The following is a 16,739-nucleotide window of genomic DNA, read 5'->3' as shown; positions in this document are numbered from 1 at the left end:
GGGACGAATGAGACGATCGATGAAGGCGGGCTATCTCGTCATTACCGAGCTGTTCCTGCCGACCAAGGGCGGTACTGCCATATGGTTCGATGAGGTGTATCGGCGCTTGGGCGGGAAGGAGATCGCGATCGTCACCGCGGCCGTGCCTGGGGACGCTGCGCATGACATCGATCACCCGAACACGGTCCATCGCGTTGCCCTCCGTCGCGTGCCTTGGTTGAAACCCGAGTCGCTCGGTATGTACGCGACGCTGTTCGCCCGATCTATCTTGCTCGCCTTGCGTCAGCGCTTTGGGGCTATCCACGCCGGCCGTGCCTTGCCCGAAGGACTGGTCGCCTGGGCGGTTGCACGGCTTACAGGGAGGCCTGTGGTGGTGTATGCGCATGGCGAGGAACTCACTGGTTGGGGGCGGGGGAACAAGTACAAGGTGATGTGCTTCGTTCTGCAGCATGCCGATCGCGTCATCGCCAACAGCGATTTCACCTGCGAGGTGCTCGCCGGGATGGGGGTCTCCCGCGAGCGAATCGTCATCATCCACCCTGGGGTCGATATCGAGCGGTTCCGCCCTGGCCTCCCGTTCCAGGATCTCCGTGACAGCATCGCGCTGCCGCATGGCGCGCGCCTGCTGCTGTCGGTGGGACGGCTGAGTCGGCGCAAGGGTTTTGATACGGTGATCCGCTGCCTGCCGACCCTGCGCGCTGCGGGGCGTGACGTGCATTACGCGATCGTGGGCATCGGCGAAGATCGCGCCTATCTTGAAAGTGTGGCACGCGATGCCGGCGTGCACGAACGCGTCCACCTGCTGGGACACGTGGCAATGGACGATCTGCCGCGCTGGTACAACGCGTGCGACCTGTTCTTGCTTGTCAATCGCGATATCGATGGCGATACGGAGGGCTTCGGACTCGTCTTTCTCGAGGCAGCTGCCTGCGGCAAGGCCTCGATCGCAGGCAAGGCTGGTGGTACTGGATCCGCCGTGCTTGACGGGATTACCGGAATCCGGGCGGACGGAGACGATCAGGCTGCCGTCGCGGAGGCGATCCGTCGCCTGCTTGAGGATGGGACGCAACTCGACGCGCTGGCGCGGCAGGCGATGCAGCGCGCGCGCGGGGAGTTCGCTTGGGATGCGGTGGCAATCCGGACCCGGGCTGCCCTTTAGGGCCGGCGGGGTGCAGGACTTTGGAGGAGCTGACGACGATGCTGGACGGAAGGAAGCTTGGGGTGCTGCTGGCGCTCGCGGTCTTGGCCTATGGCGCACCGGCAGGGGCCGTCGAGGCGTTCGGCAGAACTCCGCAGGAAGAAGCGCTCTGCTCCACCTACGTGTATGGGGCCGGAGCCAAAGACCTGGGTAATCGACGCGATTGGCAGCACATGCACCACTATTGCGACTGCGTACGGTTCCGCTATCGCGCGATTCGCACCATGGGTGACAAGGCGACGTTCCGGTACAACCTCGAGAGCGCGATCGATGGTTGCGACTATGTTCTTCAGCATACGACTAAGGCATTCATCATGCGGCCCAAGGTCCATATCGACAAGGGCAGGGCGTTGAAGCTCAAGGGTGACAAGGCGTTGGCCGCGCAGGAGTTCTCTACCGCGATCGAGACCGATCCAACGGAGGTCAATGCCTTCAACGAACTTTCGCTGCTTCAGGAGGAAGGCGGAAAGAAGGCGGAGGCGCGCGAGACCATCGCACGCGGCCTGCGACACAACCCCGATTCCATCCAGCTGCAGAAGCGCTATCTGGAACTCGGTGGAACGAAGCCCTTCCCTGAGCCGATTGCGCGCGTCGAGCCCGCCCCGGAAGAGAAGGCCGTGGAACCGGACTTGCCGGAGCTTCAAGGGTTGCGGCCCGTCGAGCCGGTCATTCAGGTTGATGCAGTTACAGAACACCAGGATAAGTCGTCAGAGGGGGATCAGGCTGGGCCGCCGGATGCAGCGAGCGCAGGTCGCTCCTGTCGGTTTTGCCCGCCGGAGGAGGTCCATCGGCGCTGGGTGGAGTCCTTCAAGTCAAGGCAGGAGAAGAAGCCGGAGTAGGCGCAGGCGTGCTGTGGTGAGTACGCAAATGGCGGCGAGCGACGGGGTCGCGTTCGATCCAGTTGCGCAATTCGTGCCACAGCAGTTCCACCTGCTCGGCGTTGACCGCCGAGATGTCGTGGGTGCAGTCCGGGTCGGTCTCCACGTCGAACAGCGCCAGCCGCATGCCGCGTTCGAGAGGCTGATAGACGAGTTTCCACCGTCCGTGGCGCATCATGCGATCCTTGGCGATGATCACGCGATCCTTGTATTCCTGTCTGATCGATAGCGATCCACTCGTTTCATTGGGAATATCGAGCAACTCAAGCAGGTCCGGGTAGCTCAGATGATCCGGCGGCAACCCAGGAACGTGGGCGATCCAGATGCCGGTTTCGTTGAACGCCTTCAGACCGAGATCCAGTTGCGGGTCGTCCATCGCGGCGGCCAGCGAGACGCCGTCGCATTTCACCGAGGGCGCTTCCAGGAGGTCGAGAAGTGTTGGCAGCAGGTCGATCGAGCGCACCACCTGATTGACCCGCAGGTGCCGCTTCTTGCGCGGATCGGCAATCACGAGCGGCACCCGTGCGCTGAAATCGCCCACCGCCGAGTTACCCTGGCCCCAGGTGTCGTGTTCGAAAAACTCCATGCCGTGATCGCTGTAAAGGACGACGATCGTGTTGTCGGCGAGGCCGCTGCTTTCCAGATGGTTCATGATCTTGCCAACTTCATCGTCGAACTGCGATACGCATCCGTCGTACAGCGCGAGGATCTGGTCGAGGTCGAATTCCTCGCGCGGCTCGCCTTGCCGCCGAATGATCTCGAACGGGTCCGTCAGTCGTGCCATGGCGAATTTCGACGCGCCGGTATAGCCGGGATCGGCATGGCGCAGGTAGAACGGGTACTCCGAGGCGAAAGGGGGGTGCGTTGTCGAGTAGAAGACGTTAAGCATGAACGGTTCGGCGGTGCTCGCGAGGCGCGAGATCAGTCGGCGGGTGCGTTGGCCCAACTGGGTCGTCTGCGGCGTGCCGCCGAGATAATGGATCTCCGGGACAAGCAGACGGCCGATCCGGTTGTGCAGGAACACCGACAGGAACAGACGGATGTCCTTCGGGCCCTGTCGGATCAGGTATTTCAGGTTCCACTGGTCCTCGGGGAGGTCGAGGACGTCGAAACCGAGCGAGAATTTCCCGAGGTCCGCACCGCACCAGTCGGAAACAGCCGCCGTGCGGTATCCGAGCGCACGCAGGATCATCGGCAGCGCCTGGATTTCGAGCTTCGTCTCGTCGTCCGCGACGAAATTGTCGCGTATGCCATGCGTGTGGGGCCAAGTCCCGGTAAGAAGCGAGATCAGACTCGGTGCCGTCCGGGCACAGGGCACGTAGCAGGTGTCGAAGCGCGTGCCACGTTTGGACAGTGCGTCGATGTGCGGTGTCAGAGACTGACCGTTCCGCAACGCGCCGACGCGATCGGCGCGAAGCGTGTCCGAGCCGATCAGGAGCAGATTCGGACGAGCGCGCTGACGCTGAGCGGGCGTGGTGCCCTCCGGCTCCCACAGGGCGAACACGAAAACACCCCAGTAGCCGATCGCAAGGCTGGTCGAGGCCGCGGCGGATTCCCCGTGGCCGGTAACGGCGAGTGCAAGCACCAGCGCCGCGACCAGTCCTGCGACGCCGACGGCTCCGAGCGACGCGGTCCTGCGGAGGCCGTCTACCGACAACAGGCGCCACAGACGATGCAGACGATCGGTTCGGTACTGCCATGAAGCCACGATCAGGCCCGGGTTATGCACGAGGGTGCGGCAGGTAAGGTAGCCGCTCGCGAGTGCGAGCGTCAGTAGCGCGCCCAGCCCCGCCCCCCACGGGGCATGCGGTATCCCCAAAACATCGGCCGAAGCGGTCGCGACGACCGCCCCCGGCAGTGCGCAAAACAGGCCGACGGCGAAGGTCCATAGGCCTAGGCGGGCCATCGCAAACGGGAAATAGGCGCGGTAGCGTTTGACGATTTCCTCGCGCAACTGCGGCCCGGTCTGCGAGAAATCGACGGCCGATTTTACGACCAGCGACAGAGCCAGCACGACTGCGACCAGCGCTGCTGGTAACAGCGCGTCCATCACGCGGTGCCAGGCAAGGCTTGCGGCGAGCACGAAGCCCGTAATGCACAGCAGCGCTGCCAGCGCAAGGCTGCTCTGCACCGGCAGCCACGGGAGACGCGCGCGCCGGCGCCGATGCCGCGCGGCCTCGTGCATGCCACTCACCTCTCCAAAGGCCGAAGCAATCCGCACGAGGTAGAAGCGCCGCGCCTGCGCGTTCAGCGCGAGTGCGCAGCCGCTTGCATAGCCGGCAACCTTGCGCCACATGTAAAGCGGTACGCCGCTTTCCGTGCGGCGAAAGCGCATCACCGACTTGGAGCGGTGGAAGCCCTTTCGCATCAGGTAGGGCAGCGTCAAACGCTCGCCATCGACGTAGTGGTACTGGACGATCGCCGGCGCGTAGCGCAGGGTCGCTCCGCCACGCAGCGCCCGCCGGATCCACTCGAGATCCTCGGCCCCGCCAAGGTCGTGCCCGGTCGGACCCAGTTCGGTCAGGAACGGCCCTGTCGCGCGGATCACATCGGTATGCGCGACGAGATTGCCTCCTCCGGGAATCGCGCCGTCGAGATCGACCTGCATCGGCGTGTCGCCCTGGTCGTAACGCGGCACCGGGAGTGGATAGATGCGATAAGGGCCGTCGTCGTGCACCCACTCGGGTTCGGTGCCGTCCCAGTCCGGAAGGATGCGTCCGCAAATCAGACCCGCCTCGGGCCACTTGCGCACCGCATTCGCAATCTCGACCAGATAACCGCTGTCCACCCGGTGATCGTCATCGACGAAGGCCACGACCTGACCGCTCACCTGCGGCAGCGCCCGGTTGAGAGCGTGGGATTTGCCGGGAGTTGGTTCGGCGATCCAGTCGAGCGGCAGGCGATCGTCACCGATCTGATAGTTGGCGAGGAGGTCATGTGTGCCGTCGGTGCACGCATTTGCCACGACCAGCAGTCGCACGTCGGTATCGGCCGGCCGGTAAGCCGCATTCAGAGAGGCGATGACCCGCTCCAGCAAGTCGACGCGGTTGTGCGTGCAGATCAGGACCGTCAGGCTCATCCCCGCCGTTGTTGCCGAACCTCCGCTTGCCATGTCCGCTTCACTCATTTCGCCGATTCACGCATCAGATCCGTTGTCTCGCCAGCATCGCCAGTGCGAGACTGATCGCCAGTCGACCGCGTTCGAGCGGCGACACCCACAGGGCGGTCAGGACGTCCCGCAGCGCAGCGCCCCGTCGCCCGTCGCGATAGGCCCACTTTGCATAGTCGCAGAGCGTTCCTGCATAAACCTTGCGCCAGAACGCGTCGCGCAAATGCTCCGGCAGCAGATTGCGATTCTTGCCGATCATCGTCAGGGCGCCGCGGCGCATTGCCTCGAAATTGCGGCTCACGCTGTCGGGGCGGCGCAGCACCACGACCAACGGTTCGTCGATGCAGACGAAGCCACCGTGCGCGGCAAGACGGATCCAAAGATCGGTATCCTCGGCGCCGGCGAGTGTCTCATCGAAGCCCCCAAGCCTTGCGACGAGATCACGCCGCGCCAGCACGGCGGATGCCCCGCCCGCCACCGCGGCATGATTCTCGAACACCTCCGCGACGTCTGCTGGCTGGCCTCGCGCACCACGCCACTCGCCGAGTGTCCTGCCCTGCAGGTCTTCAAAGGTCGCGACCGCGGCGCAAAACGCCAAGTCCGGATGTCTGTCGAGCATTGCGACCTGGCGAGCGAGCTTGTATGGCAGCCACCGATCATCGGCGTCGAGAAACGCGAGGTAGTGTCCCCGTGCTTCGCGGATTCCCGCATTGCGTGCACTGCTCATGCCGCCGTTCGATTTCGTGACGACCTTCAGTTGGCCCCCGTACGTCCCTAGCACCACAGCCGTATCGTCCGTGCTGCCGTCATCCACGACGATCAACTCGAAATCGCGATACGCCTGCGCGAATACGCTGTCGATGGCTCGCCGGATGCACCATGCGGCGTTCCAGGTCGGGATGATCACACTGACCGTCGGCGCTTCAGTCGCTCCGTGCAAGATTGTCGTCATTGGCTTGTCGAGCCATCCGTGTCGACGGTGGAGTTCTTTAAAGGCGTCAGGAGATAGCTAAAAAAGAGTTTCAGGTGGCGGGGTCGGGGACATAATCGAAATGAGCTACCTAGCGCTCGAATGCCCGACGGTTTGTCCTTGTCACGAAGGAAATAGGCCTTGGAGAAATACGACTCCGCCAAGTGAATTTCGATCAGCCGCAGTTGCCTCGCCAGCGCGGCTTCTCTGCGCTTGAAGTCATCGGTAAGTGAGCGGGTTGTAATCAATCCATTATCAAGTTGCCGCAGAATCGCTAAATTCCTATCACCACCGCTTTGCCAGCCGAAATTCGAGTCATGGATACGCCACCGAGTTAATGCGGCTCTTGTTAGACCAATGCGACATAGCGTGGAGGCCTTTATCGTCCAGCTGGATTCTGAAAATAAACCGTTTTCATCGAGGCCTCCGACGATGTTCCACGCGCCTCGGCGGGCCGCGGGGCGTTGGAAATCGATCGGGACTGACCGGAGAAATTCGCTGAAAAGGTTCTCGCCAAAGCGATAGATTCCTTCGATCTCGATAGGCCTAGTGCGTTGCACTATGCTGTCAATCGCCGCCTTACGGTTGGCGGCAGGATTCGACGCATATGGACCAAATGGTTCGACACCTAGAAACAGGCAATCGAGATCCGGCTGGCGGGAGAAGGCGATGGCTATCGTCTCCAGCGCCGTCTCCATCAAAAGGTCATCATCGTCGAGGATGGTGATGATTTCGCCTGTGGCGGCGGCGATGCCGACATTCTTCGTTCGTGAAACGCCCTGCGCCGTCTCATGGCGTAGATAGAGGGCGTTTTTTCCGAGGACCGGTTCGAGCCGATCAAATGGCAGGGGAGGCGACGAGCCGTCATCGATGACGACGGCCTCCCACTGCGTGTAAGTCTGTGCTGCGAGGCTTGCAGCCGCCTCGAGCAGGAAATCGGGGCGATTGTGCGCAGGAATTACGACGGAAATTTTCATGTATGCCCGCCTCCGTTGGGTGGATGCTTTTGCGTCTTGGCGGTGATCACTCCTCCGGCCGCGAGGACGCGGCGGACGGGAAGCCGATTGCCTGATTTCGAACGAGTTTCCTGCCGAGGTCGGTCGTTCGCGTCCGCTCGAGGCGGCAAGGATTTAGATGCGACCAGAAAAACCGAGTCGGGCCTTCGGCGCCTAGCGTAGGCTCCTCAGTCATTCGGGTCATAGCCCATTTCCCGCATCAGTGGCGCAATCAGCGGCAGGATTCGCTCAATCGCCTCCGGATTGTGTTCCTTCCACTTTTGTGGGCTCGGCGCACCCTTCACGATGCTCGTCGGTCGGCCTGCAAGACTCGCACATCGGGCACGCATCCGCTCGTCGAAGGGGATGTCCAGGCGCGCGAAGGCCTCGCGAAACATCTCCACGGGGCGCTCGAACAGATCCTCGTAGCGCAGCCGGATCCATTGTGCAGGCGGGATTGCGCGCGAAGCGTCGAGCGCCAGCCGATTCGCCGTCACCCACTGCCAGGCGCACACTTTCTCCAGGCTTGCAGTGTTGTACTTACGCCAGCCGGGCGGGATGAAGAAATGCCATTCATGGAACTCGCCGCCGTTGATCGCTACCGGCTCCGGCGACGGCCCGAAGTTGCGTTCCAGCCCGAAGCCGCCATCGACGCGCCCGAGGCGCCAACCATCGATCATGGAGCTCACATTGTCTCGTCCGTCGCGCTGGATGAAGATGAACTTTGCTTGCGGGAACAGTGCATGCAGGTAGGGGACACGCAGGGTGTTGATGCAGGTCTTGTCGAGCACCGGTCCGGCGCCAAGCCGGGCATAGAAATACGCCAGAGCGCGGTCGTGGTGCTCCGGTCTGGCGTCAGACGCATCGGCTGCCTCCGACTGCCAGCCGTTGTTGAGGGGGCCATACAGACTGTTCCAGAACTGTGGAATCTCATAATCGAAATGCAGGAAGTGGCCCGACGCGGCGATGGTCTCGAAAGTCACTGTCGTGCCCGAGCGCGAGCAACCAATGATGAATACCGGATCGGGCATTGCTGGTCGCAACACTGACCAGGCGAATTCCTTCGCCCGCCAGCCGAGCAGGCGCAGGTTCTTGTCGCGCACCTCGCGATCGAGAATCTTGGGCAGGCTGGAAAGGTGGGGCAGGGACATGACGAAAGGATCCCGTGTGATTGCGCGCTCAGTTCCGATGATGCCGAGCCTGCCACAGCCCCTGGAATACGCCGAGGAAGTGGCACACGACGATCTCGCGATTGAAGGCCTCGTCGCTCTTGGCGGTGAAACGGCCAGCGACGGCGCGCCCGAGCGCGCGCAGGAACTGCGGGAAAAGGTAGAGCGGAATATTGAACAGCCTGCGGTTGCCGGGCATGCCGAGGTGAAGCGCCTGATTGCGGCTGTTATGCAGCCGCCAGCGACGGAAATAGCGCTTCGTCAAGCGGAAGGCCTCGACCTTGTGGTGCACGCGCGACTGGCCGAGAAACACGACCTTGAAACCCGCCTCCAGGATCCGTGCGAAAAGTTCGCCGTCCTCGCCCGCGGCCAGCACCGCCCCCTTGCGCCCGCGTCCCGTATCGAAGCCGCCGACGCGCTCGAACACGCTGCGGCGGACCGCCATGTTCGCGCCGAACGGCGCGTCGGCTGCGCGTGTGATGGGGTATTCGTCGCTGCGCTCGGCACGGATCGCCAGAAAGCCGTGGAATCGCTCGGTCAGCCAGGGCGGCGGTGGCGCTCCCCAGATGGGGGCGACATATCCTCCACACGCGTCGACCCGATGCCGTTCCAGTCCGTCCAGCGTCGCTTCGAGCCAGTCCGGCTCGGGCAGCACGTCATCGTCGGTGAAGAGCAGCACGTCGCCGCGGGCGGACGCGATACCACGGTTGCGTGCGTGGGAAAGCCCCTGCAGCGGTTCGAACTCGTAGCGCAGCAGGGGCCAATCGCGTTGCATGGTTTCGACGACCCGACGAGTGTCGTCATTGGAATTGTTGTCGACGACCACGACCTCCCACTGACGGCTTTGCGAAACCCGCAGTCCGTGCAGTGCCTGCAGCGTGTCGTGCAGCGAGGCTGCGCGGTTGAAGGTGCAGACAATCACCGAGGTGTCGAGCGTTTCGACCCCCCCGTCCGTTCGTGGAGCCGCGGTCGCCGTCGCGCGATCGGGCTTCATCGTGCAGTTCCTGCCAAGCGGTTCGCCACGCGTCGCAGTCGATAGCCGAGCATATTGCCCAGACTGCCGTCATTGCTTCCGAGGCGGATCTTGCGCAGCAGCATTGCAGCCGTGTCTGTGCCGAACACGTCCAGGCGACGAATCCGGTAACGGTTGACTTCGGGCCGGTTGAACCCCGGTTGCGTGGCGAAGGCCGCCGTGTAGCCGGCGCTGTGGGTTGCCGCCTCGACACGTTCGTCGGCTTGCCCGAAGGGGTAGGCGAGATAGCGTACGTCGTCGTCGAGCAGTGTCGACAGTCTTTCGCGCGATCCGCGCAACTCCTCCAGCAGTGCGCCATCATCCAGCGTGGGCAGCCTGACGTGGCTGCGGCTATGCGACTGAAAACTGCAGCCACGTTTCTGCATGTCGCGAATTTCGTCCGCGCCTAGCAGGGGATAGGTGTCGGCGTGCGGATTCGTCCCACGAGTCCACACGTTCTCCCCGCCAATCTGGTCGCTCACGAGGAATACCGTGAAGGGCCAGCCCAATTGTTCGAGCACCGGCAAGGCGTGTTCGCGAACGCCACGGAAGCCGTCGTCGAACGTGATCAGTAGTGCCCCCTCGGGAAGCGAGCGCTCCCCCTGAAGCCACTCGATGAATGCGTCGATGCCGATCGCACGGTAGCCTGCCTGCGCGGCGGAATGCATGTGAGCGGCGAAGTTGGCGGCCGAGATCGCATAGCGGGCCTCCTGTGCGTCACGGGCTTCGCCGACGCGGTGATACATCAGCACCGGAACACGCACTGCCTCGCTCATGGGCTCCCCCGGTCTGCGAGCCGTGTGACCCAGCGGTAAAGCGGCAGCGGTAACAGTGCGCTGACGATGTGGCGCAGGTCGGCGGCCCTGAAGGTGTGTGCGGCCGCTGCATGGCGGAAGAGGTGTTGTGCCGACACCAGATCACGCTTCCAGAACGCCCGGTAGGCCTGTTCGAGCACGCGCCCCTCGGTCAACGCGCGCAGTCGATCCTGCGGTAAATGGGCGACCAGTTGCGGGTTCGCGCGGATGAATCCCTGCTGTGCAGCGAGCGCATCGAGGACTTGCCGCCATTTCACTGCCGACACCTGGTCTGCGCCATGCCAACGGTAGTACGCGAGCACTTCCGGCACGCGCACGATGTTGCGCGTCGCGGCGAGCGCCCGCAGCCAGAAGTCGTAATCCATCGACGAAAAGCGATGCTCCGAAAAGCCTTGCAGTGAGTCCACCAGAGCGTGCCGGACCAGCGCCGCGTGGATCGGCCACGGGCAGGTGCGCAGGAAATGCGCGACCGGATCCTCGCGTTCGTATTCCGGCGGGACATGTGGTGGCGACTGGACCCCATCGCCGACGTTCTGCCAACCGCAATAGGCGACCTCGGCCGCATCGGAAACCAGCGCGCGGTGCAGCTTCTCGATGCAATCAGCGTCCCAGTAGTCGTCCGCGTCGAGAAAAGCGACGAATTCGCCGCGCGAATGTTGAAGGGCGAGGTTCCGCGCCGGGTACGGACCCTTGCGCACCTGGCGGTAGAGCCGAACGCGTTCAGGATGCTCCGCGACCAGTCGCTCCACAATCTCGGCGCTGCCATCGCTCGAACCGTCATCGACGACGACCACCTCAAGTTTGCCGTATGTCTGCCGCAGCGCCGACGCCACCGCTTCGGCGACGAAGGGGGCGGCGTTGAAGCACGGCATGATGACGGACACGAGGCCCGGAATGATCGCAGCGCTCATGGCGTGGATATCGGCGTCGATAAGGTCTGAAGATAGGCTTTCATGGCGGCATCCGCCACTCTCGCCCAGGTGAAGCGGCGGGCGAATACGCGGCAGCGTTCGGCGTCGAAATGCACCGTCCCGGCAAGGAAGGACGCCAGCGCCGCTTCGATCGCATCCGTCTCGGTCGTTTCGACAAAGTAGCCCGACTCTCCTTCCTCGACCGCTTCGACCGCGCCTGCCAGACGTGCGGCAAGGCTCGGCACGCCGCTGGCGGCCGCTTCCAGATAGACGATGCCGAATCCCTCATGGCTGGCCGGAGTCACCGATGCCGTTAGCACGAAAAGGTCCGCGGCGGCATAGAGCCGTCGCAGCTCGGCATCGTCCACTCGCCCGACGAAGCGCACCCTCGTTGCCAGCCCGAGTTCGGCGGCCAGCCCTTCGAGTTCCGTGCGTAGCGAACCATCCCCGGCGACAACGTATTCGAAGTCGAAGCTGTCCTTCAGCGCACCAAGCGCACGCAGCACCCGGTCCACGTTTTTGCGCGCTTCGGATAAGCGGCACACCGTCAGTAGCTGCGGTACTCCATCTCCCACGCCGCGCGGTACGTCGAAGAACGCCGTATCCACGCCCACGCCTGCCACCGCGATCCGTTCGTTGCAACCTGGTACAAGTCCCTGCAGCACGTCGGCGGTGTAACGGCTATTCGCAATGATTGCCCCGCAGCGCGGCAGTGCGCGCCTGAGCATCTGCGCAGTCGTGCGGCGCCACAGCGGTTCGAGTTCCTTCCATGCCAATCCGCGCAGGCGCCACATTCCGGGCAGCGCGAGGGCCGGCCGCATCGTCGTGGGATAAGGCACGAGAAAATCGTTGCCGTGCACCGACACGACCGTCGGCCGGCCTTTCAGCGCAAGCCAGCAATGCGCCGCCGACAAGGCATGCCACACGTCGATCGGCTCGTCCTTCAGTCGCGCCCAGTCGAGTTCCATGCAGCTTGTCAGCACCGGCCGGATGGTGACATTGGGTGGCGGAACGACGTCTCGTGCCGTCGGCGGTGCAAACACCGTTACTGCCACGTCGTGCCGGCTGCCCAACTCGCGGGCGAGCTGCCATGAATAGGTCTCGACGCCGCCAAGATCGGGAGGAAATTCGGATGTCACGAGGCCGATGCGAAGTGTCATTGCTCAACCCGTATCCAGCCACCCGGGGCCAATTCGCGCGAGGGAACCTGCCAGCCCTCGGAAAGCGGAGCCAACGCTTCAGGCAGCTCCAGCGAGCGCGTGCCGGTATTCACGATGAGGCAGGCAACCCGGTCGTTGCGGGACAGGTCGGCGACGACGATCCCCGGCTGTGCACCCTGCGGCAGCCTGCCGGCGCGCACCTCCTGTGCCTCGCCGTTCGCGCCCAGCAGCGACGGCGGCAAGCCAAGTGAGTGGCGGGCGCACAGCACCAGACTGTCGGCAAGCATCGCGTCGAATTCCGCGCGGGACTGTTGGCGACACAGCAAATACATCGCTTCGGCAAGAAACCCGACCGCGTAGGCGCGCGGGGCCTGCTCAAGCCAGCGCACGGCGATCCGCGTGCGCGTGCAATAGGCCACGATCCCCTCGACGAAGGGCCCGAAAATCGCGCGTCGATTGCCGTCCGCGGCACGCACGAGATCCATCAGATTGACCGCGAGGTAGTCGTGCGCCCAGCCTTGCAGGCTCAACTCTCGGTCGACATAGCCCCCAGGCATCGTCAGGCGGGGATAGCGCGTCTTGATGCGTGGCAGCCACGGTACGAACACCTTCCAGCCGATGCGTTTCCACATGCGTTTCCATGCCGGAAGGGCTGCAGCCTGTGCCGTCGGCAGCAGCGTCAGGTCGATCGCGGAAAACAGGATGCGATACAGCCATTCCATCGGACGCAACGCCAGCACCGCCCACGCCGCCTCGAAACCGGAGTCGACGAGCGTGGTGAAACGGCCATCGCCGCTCAGTCGGCGGTAGCGATCCAGCGCGATCAGCGCACCGAGGTGGGTATTGAGTACCAGCATGTTCTGCCGCGCCTTGCCCAGGGCGGTTCCCGGCCACCATCGGAACGGCCCGCGAGCCATCCCGTCCGCGCTGCACTCCAGTTCGTCATGGTAGAACCACACGCCGACGCTGGTCCGGTCGTGCTTGTCGGCGATGAACTGCGCCGCCCGCCGGAGTGCCTCGGTAACGGCCGTGTCGCCGCGGTCGCCGAGTGCATCCATCATCAGGTGCATCGCAGAGCAATGCAGGCGGAAGTGCGACTCCATTCCGTCGCTCCATTCGCCGTGGCGAAACCCGCCGTCCTCCGACTGGCGCGACAGCACCGACAGCAACAGCTGATCCTGCAGCAACCGATAGATCCGCTTGCCGGTCGCTCGCTGCAGCCCGCAGAACACCAGATGCAGGGCGTGTGCGTCATTTTCCGAGCAGATGCGCCGCTTGTGAGGCCAAGCATAGCGATCTTCATACACAAAGCCGTGAATCAGGTGGCGATAGAGATCCGCGGGTCTGTCATAACGTGTGTGGGAACCAAGCAGGAAATAGCCTTGTGTCTCAATTATGCCAAGTTGCGACAGCTCGTTGGCCAGCAGCGGGTCGCTCAGCTTCCAAATTATCGTATCCAGCACCCAACCGTCCGCCGCGGCAGGGAAGGTAATCTCGATTCCGTTATCGTCTACTGCGAATCCGGACCATTGGGCGGGCTGTTCTTCTAGGATATGGCCGTGGCAGTTGAGGAGGCGGCGCATTACCGTGGTTGGGGCCCAGTAACTCGCATTATCTGGCGAGTGCGAACGCAGTAACCACCCCCCCGCCGGGCAGTGCAACAGCTGGAATTCGCCACGCAAACAGAATGTATGTCCCCCGCCCGTTACGCGAATGGACAGGCAGTCGCCGCCTTCAAAACGGTCGATCCAATACGACTTACTCCGGTATGTCGTTCTTTCTCGTCGGCAACTTCCGATTTCGAGCAATGGAGAGTCACCAACAAACAATATATTCAGGGCAATCGCATTTGACTGTTCCGTGTTCGGTTCGTCTGCGCACCTCGTGAGTGTTTCAACGTCCAGCCCGCGCGCTTCATGCGCCGCATCGACGGTCGGAGAAAGTTCAATCCGTTGGCGATTCACTCGGACTCCCGGTAGGGTGTTCAAATATGAGCGCGCGCTGGTGGATTCTGCTCGATGTGCGCGTGTGCAACTCTTTGTATTCTCCTATGCAAGGTGTAGCCGCTCCTTCCAGCGTCGTGATTCGTTGGAAAGATCCCCGGGGGGGAAATACAAGAAGGAAATCGTGTAGGCGAGCGCGCCAGAGATGGTGCTCACGAGCAGGTATAATGTCTGCGATTCATTTCGGAGCGCCGTCGGAAATATCATGCTGACGAATGCGAGGGTCGCAATCAGCACTGCGTTGAGCATGAGGCCTGGAACCATGGCTGCTATTAGTTCCCGCAGCTTCGCGCGGATGCACCTGCTGGCCAGGAAGTACATATGTATTGTCGCGTAGATCTGCGAGATCACGATCCCGAACGCTACGCCGGCGAGCCCCCACTCGAGGCCGATATAGCAGCCGATCGCCACGATTATTAGGGTGATTGCCTGAACAACGACTTCCCGTCCGACCCAGTTCATTGCGGCAAGAACCGCTCCGCACGGGTGGCCAATGCAGTAAAGCAGACCTAGTGGCGCAAGGATTTCGAGTGGTACGGCTGATGCTGCCCACTTCGGCCCATATAGCGTTTGGATGAATGGATCGGCAAGCCACCACAGCCCGACATAAATCGGGAGTGTATAAACCATCAACAGCGAAATCATCCGGAAAAAAAGATACTTGACGCGATCCGGGTCATCCTGGTTCTCCGCCATGGTGCGAAGGACCGGCTGATAAATCGGGCCGCTTATCGCTGTGAAGGGGAGCTTCGAGAGACTTTCGCCTTTGTTGAAAAGTCCCACCGTGCCAGCACCTGCGAGCTTTGTGATGATCAGATTACATATCTGTTGACGCATGTAACTGATAAAGTCATTGAGGGTGATCTTGATCCCAAAAGTACTGTGCACACGGGCAATCCTACGGTCGAAATTCAGTCGTGGCTGCACCGGAGTAAGTGGGTAGAGAAGGGCAATCTGGATCACACTCCCGAGCAGTCCGCCAACGACAAGACTCCAAACCCCAAATCCGCTGGCAGCCATGGCGATGCTGATCAGGTTGCTCGCGATGCTGGCGATTAGTCCGCGGGTAGTCGCCTCCTTGAAGCGCATTTCGCGGTTGAGCCAGATGGTCTGCATGTTCAGGAACGGGCGCATCAGAAAACTGAGCGCCGAGACCCGTAGCAGGCTCTCGTAGATTGGATCGTGAAACCATTCTGAGAATAACGGTGCAATAGCAAAAAACGACGTGAACACTGCAATCCCGATTGCCAGTTGCAGGCTGAACACCACATGCCAATCCGCGTCTTCAACCAACTTCGCGCGAATCAGTGCCTGTCCCATTCCACCGGACGCAAACAGACCGACAAAACCGGTGAAGACCTGGATCGTGACGATCTTTCCAAAGTCGGCGGGGACAAGTAGGCGTGCGAGCACAATGCCGAAAGCGAACTGGAGCACTTGGCCAGTGAGATTACTGCCGACCAGCCACATCGAACTGCTGTGAATTGACTGACGAAGACTCATATCGTTCGATGGGCCCCACGTTCCCCCTTGAGCGGAGGTTGTACCGAGCAACTATCATCGGCGAAACAATGCGCCACGCGGTCCCATCGTTCCTTGTACTAAGCGTGCTCGGGTTTGTACGATAATTTGTCGTCCACTGCCTGAAGGATGACTATCCGTCTCGTTTCACCGTCTCTGCAATGACAGTCAGACGCCGGAACGCGCTGCACCATGGGAGAGCGCCTAATTCTTGCACTGAACCGATGGCGGCTCCGTGAAATATGACTCCGTTGCAGAAGCTGAGGTCCGATCGCGGCTTGATGCCTCCGACACGGCCTGTTGAAATGGATCCTCGTCGGATCGGCGAGTCACGGGGGCATTCGATGGGCCGTAATCGCGAAGCGGGTGGATTCCACCGCGCCCTGCCTGCGCTGGCGGTGAACAGTTATGTGCTGCTGATCGCGTACGGAAGCCTGTTTCCCTTTGCCGACTGGCGCCAGGGTTTGGTGCAACCGTTTGCCTTTCTCGCATCCGGCTTTCCGCGCGAGGTGTCTGCCTCGGATCCGTTCGTGAATATCGTCGTGTATATCCCTTTTGGGGGGCTGTTCTGGCTGTGGCCGGGGCGCGCTTTTCCGCGGGTGGTGGCGCCGATTCTGGCTGTCCTGCTCGGTGCGATGGTCAGCATCGCGATGGAGTCGACCCTGAGATAGCTGCCCTCGCGTGTGGCGTCGGTCGAGGATGTGCTGGTCAACCCCGTGGGGTCCGCGGTCGGCGCCTTGGGGGCGTGGTTGCTTTCGTCGCGCTCCGGGGGGGGGCAGCGTTCACCGTTGGCGCGAAACCTTGTTGTGCCCCGGCTTACAGGCCGAGATCGCGTTCGCAACGGCTTGTCTCACAATGTTAGTGCTATTGGGAGCACCTCTGCCGACGGTGCTGCGCAGGGTCACGAAGATGGCCACCAGCACGATGGGCTGAGCACCGCCCACAGAATGTCCATGTAGGATTGCTTGTGGCGTACAGCGATGTTCCTCCAGGCAAGC

General features: G+C 62.4%; 13 protein-coding genes. 3 read left to right on the top strand and 10 right to left on the bottom strand.

What is annotated here, in order from left to right; all coding sequences use genetic code 11:
- The first annotated feature begins 19 nt into the window (after positions 1-19).
- Positions 20-1,159 carry a glycosyltransferase gene (locus ToN1_RS07715; protein ID WP_169204819.1) on the top strand — a complete coding sequence of 380 codons (1,140 nt, stop codon included), beginning with the start codon at positions 20-22 and terminating at the stop codon, positions 1,157-1,159.
- A 38-nt stretch (positions 1,160-1,197) separates the two neighbouring features.
- Entirely contained in the window at positions 1,198-2,037 is an 840-nt protein-coding gene (locus ToN1_RS07710) for a tetratricopeptide repeat protein (protein WP_169204818.1), read from the top strand.
- On the opposite strand, the gene ToN1_RS07705 is transcribed toward ToN1_RS07710, so the two are convergent.
- The 10 genes from ToN1_RS07705 to ToN1_RS07660 all read right to left on the bottom strand — a co-directional run bounded on the left by ToN1_RS07705 (position 2,006) and on the right by ToN1_RS07660 (position 15,690).
- Positions 2,006-5,203 (bottom strand): sulfatase-like hydrolase/transferase, encoded by a 3,198-nt coding sequence (locus ToN1_RS07705; protein ID WP_244860998.1) that lies wholly within the window; start codon positions 5,201-5,203, stop codon positions 2,006-2,008. The two genes, ToN1_RS07710 and ToN1_RS07705, sit on opposite strands and share 32 nt — an antisense overlap.
- Positions 5,204-5,219: 16 nt before the next feature.
- A complete protein-coding gene (locus tag ToN1_RS07700) occupies positions 5,220-6,137 on the bottom strand; it encodes a glycosyltransferase family 2 protein (RefSeq protein ID WP_244860997.1) in 918 nt (305 codons plus the stop codon).
- On the bottom strand, positions 6,134-7,132 hold the full coding sequence (locus tag ToN1_RS07695; protein WP_169204817.1) for a glycosyltransferase family A protein: 999 nt from the start codon (positions 7,130-7,132) through the stop codon (positions 6,134-6,136). Before ToN1_RS07695 ends, ToN1_RS07700 begins: the two co-directional genes overlap by 4 nt.
- A gap of 206 nt (positions 7,133-7,338) precedes the next feature.
- On the bottom strand, positions 7,339-8,253 hold the full coding sequence (locus ToN1_RS07690) for a sulfotransferase family protein (RefSeq protein WP_244860996.1): 915 nt from the start codon (positions 8,251-8,253) through the stop codon (positions 7,339-7,341).
- A gap of 76 nt (positions 8,254-8,329) precedes the next feature.
- Positions 8,330-9,313 carry a glycosyltransferase gene (locus tag ToN1_RS07685; protein ID WP_169204815.1) on the bottom strand — a complete coding sequence of 328 codons (984 nt, stop codon included), beginning with the start codon at positions 9,311-9,313 and terminating at the stop codon, positions 8,330-8,332.
- Complete coding sequence (locus tag ToN1_RS07680; protein WP_244860995.1) at positions 9,310-10,107, bottom strand: polysaccharide deacetylase family protein; 798 nt, start codon at positions 10,105-10,107, stop codon at positions 9,310-9,312. Before ToN1_RS07680 ends, ToN1_RS07685 begins: the two co-directional genes overlap by 4 nt.
- Positions 10,104-11,057 (bottom strand): glycosyltransferase family 2 protein, encoded by a 954-nt coding sequence (locus ToN1_RS07675; protein ID WP_244860994.1) that lies wholly within the window; start codon positions 11,055-11,057, stop codon positions 10,104-10,106. The genes ToN1_RS07680 and ToN1_RS07675 overlap by 4 nt, the downstream gene beginning before the upstream one ends.
- The gene (locus tag ToN1_RS07670) at positions 11,054-12,217 is read right to left on the bottom strand and encodes a glycosyltransferase family 4 protein (protein WP_169204814.1); all 1,164 of its coding nucleotides are present in this window, start codon (positions 12,215-12,217) and stop codon (positions 11,054-11,056) included. The genes ToN1_RS07675 and ToN1_RS07670 overlap by 4 nt, the downstream gene beginning before the upstream one ends.
- Positions 12,214-13,800: a hypothetical protein gene (locus ToN1_RS07665; protein ID WP_169204813.1), complete on the bottom strand. Its 1,587-nt coding sequence runs from the start codon at positions 13,798-13,800 to the stop codon at positions 12,214-12,216. The genes ToN1_RS07670 and ToN1_RS07665 overlap by 4 nt, the downstream gene beginning before the upstream one ends.
- 465 nt (positions 13,801-14,265) lie before the next feature.
- Positions 14,266-15,690: a lipopolysaccharide biosynthesis protein gene (locus ToN1_RS07660; protein WP_244860993.1), complete on the bottom strand. Its 1,425-nt coding sequence runs from the start codon at positions 15,688-15,690 to the stop codon at positions 14,266-14,268.
- A gap of 395 nt (positions 15,691-16,085) precedes the next feature.
- Here ToN1_RS07660 and ToN1_RS07655 point away from each other — a divergent pair, with 395 nt between their 5' ends.
- A complete protein-coding gene (locus tag ToN1_RS07655) occupies positions 16,086-16,412 on the top strand; it encodes a VanZ family protein (protein WP_169204811.1) in 327 nt (108 codons plus the stop codon).
- Positions 16,413-16,739 lie beyond the last annotated feature (327 nt).

This window comes from Aromatoleum petrolei (assembly GCF_017894385.1).
GTDB lineage: Bacteria > Pseudomonadota > Gammaproteobacteria > Burkholderiales > Rhodocyclaceae > Aromatoleum > Aromatoleum petrolei.
This window is presented reverse-complemented; position numbering and strand designations above follow the sequence as displayed.